The sequence below is a fragment of the Micromonospora sp. NBRC 101691 genome, assembly GCF_030269285.1.
In the GTDB taxonomy this organism is placed as follows: domain Bacteria; phylum Actinomycetota; class Actinomycetes; order Mycobacteriales; family Micromonosporaceae; genus Micromonospora; species Micromonospora echinospora.
The window spans coordinates 1-2,557 of record NZ_BSTB01000045.1 but is presented as its reverse complement, the minus strand read 5'-3'; the positions used below and the strand labels follow the sequence as shown (position 1 = coordinate 2,557).

Sequence of the window (2,557 nt, the reverse complement as noted above, 5' to 3'; positions counted from 1 at the left end):
CGACATCATCGTCTTCACCAAAAACACCACCAACGACGTCTACGTCGGACTCTCCACCGGCACCACCTTCACACCCGGCCAAAAATGGCACGACTACTTCGGCCTCAACGGCGAAACCACCCTCTGACCCGTCCTGAGTGAACAGACGCCGCCGCGCCGCAGGGACGTGACCTGCGGCGCGCCCCACCTCCTGGAGGAGCAATGGACAACATCCCCACCACCCGTCGCCCCCTGAGCCGCCGACGCCTGCTGGCCAGCGCGGCGGGTGCCACCGTGGCCGGCGCGCTCGCCGGACCGCTGCTGTCGTCGACGGCGGCGCATGCCGCGCGGGACGGCCAGGGTCTGCGCATCGTCGACCGGAACGAGAACGGCGGCCGGTTGCAGTACTACCGGTTCGCCACCGACGCCATCGAGTGGGACCCGGGCGTCAACGTCCTGCTGCCGGACGGCTACCACACCAGCGGCAAGCGGTACCCGGTGCTGTACCTGCTGCACGGCGGAGCGTCCGACTTCCGGCACTTCCACATGCACGAGAACATCATCAACCTGACCGCCGGTCGGGAGATCATCATCGTCATGCCGGACGCGGCGACCGGTTGGTACTGCAACCCGGTGCACAGCAACACCGGTCCCCGTAACTGGGAGACCTTCCACATGGCCCAGCTCCTGCCATGGATCGAGGCGAACTTCCGTACCTTCCCGGAGTACAACGGCCGTGCGGTGGCCGGCTTCTCCATGGGCGGGTTCGGTGCGCTGAAGTACACCGCCAAGTACTACGGGCACTTCTGCTCGGTCAGCTCCCACTCCGGCCCGGCCAGCCTGCGCCGCGACTTCGGCCTCGTCGTGCACTGGGCCAACCTCTCCTCGGCGGCCGTGGAACTCGGCGGGGGCACCGTGTACGGCGCGCCCCTGTGGGACGAGGCGCGGGTGACCGCGGACAACCCCATGCAACGGATCGAGAGCTACCGCAACAAGCGGATCTTCCTGGTCGCCGGTACCTCGCCCGACCCGGTCAACTGGTTCGACACCGTCAACGAGACGCAGGTGCTGGCCGGTCAGCGGGAGTTCCGGGGTGCCCTCGGCCGCGCCGGGATCCCGCACGAGTGGCATGAACGCCCCGGCGGCCACTTCTTCCGGCACGACATGTTCGTCCAGGATCTCAACGGGATGCTCGGACGCCTGCGGCGCGCCGGCTGACCTCCGCCCGACGACGCGCCGCCACGCACGCCCGGCGGCGCGTCGTCGTCGGCACGGCCACCGCCGGGTCGCAGACCTTCCGGCGGCTGTTTCGCACCCACGCCCGACGAGCCCCGACCGGGGCCGACGGCACGCCACCCCACCCAGTCGAGTCTTCCCTGACCGGAGGCATCCATGTCGAGGCTTTCCAGGAGCAGGGTGCGTCGCGTCCTGGCCTCCCTGCTCACCCTGACGGTGGGCGTCCTGACCGGCGCGATGGTGGTCTCCTCCCCCGCGCTCGCCGCACCGAACTTCAAGGCGCCGTTCCCGTGCGGGCAGCGGTGGACCTACGGCCACCACAGCGCCGAGGTCCGGCTGGCCCTGGACTTCGTACGGGCCGACGGCGGCACCACCGGCGGCACTCCGCAGGTCGCCTCCGCGGCCGGTGTCGCCCGGCGGCACTCGCAGCCCAGCGGCGCCGGCAACTACATCGTCATCGACCACGGCGGCGGGTGGACCACCTACTACTTCCACCTCAGCGCCTACTCGGTGCCCGACGGGGCGTACGTCCAGCAGGGCCAGCAGATCGGCATCACGGGCAGCACCGGCAACTCGTCCGGAGCGCACATCCACTACGAGCAGCTCTACAACGGCGTCGGCCAGACCATCGTGATCAACGGAGCGTCGCTGGCGCCCTACCCCGGCCGGTACCACGAGAAGTTCCTGGTCAGCGACAACTGCGGGACGTCGTCAGGTGGCAGGTATCTGGCGGGTTCGCCGACGGACTTCACCGGTGACGGACGCGACGACATCGTCACCTTCACCCACGGCACCCTCAACGACGTCTACGTCGCCACCTCCACCGGAACCACCTTCACCGGCACCTCCGTCAAATGGAACGACTTCTTCGGCCTCAACGGCGAAACACTCCTCACCGGAGACTTCAACGGCGACAACCGCGACGACATCGTCGCCTTCACCCACGGCACCCTCGCCGACGTCTACGTCGCCCTCTCCACCGGCACCACCTTCACCAGCAGCCAAAAATGGCACGACTGGTTCGCCCCCCACCACGAAGTCGCCGCCGTCGGCGACGTCAACGGCGACGGACGCGACGACATCATCACCTTCACCCACGACACCAACGCCGACGTCTACGTCGCCCTCTCCACCGGTTCGTCGTTCGCCGGCACCGCCGTCAAATGGCACGACTACTTCTCCATCACCGGCGAGTTTCCCGCCCTCGGCGACGTCAACGGCGACGGCAAAGACGACATCATCACCTTCACCCAAGGACCCACCACCGCCGCCGACGTCATCATCGCCCTCTCCACCGGCACCACATTCGGCCCACCCCAAAAATGGCACGACCTCTTCGCCA

At 68.3% G+C, this 2,557-nt stretch carries 2 protein-coding genes; both read left to right on the top strand.

Annotated elements, in window-relative coordinates; translation table 11 throughout:
- Window positions 1–201: 201 nt before the first annotated feature.
- Entirely contained in the window at window positions 202–1,197 is a 996-nt protein-coding gene (locus QSK20_RS31850; RefSeq protein ID WP_285792310.1) for an alpha/beta hydrolase, read from the top strand.
- A gap of 255 nt (window positions 1,198–1,452) precedes the next feature.
- A partial coding sequence (locus tag QSK20_RS31845) for a peptidoglycan DD-metalloendopeptidase family protein (RefSeq protein WP_502889099.1) occupies window positions 1,453–2,557 on the top strand: 1,105 nt, incomplete at its 3' end.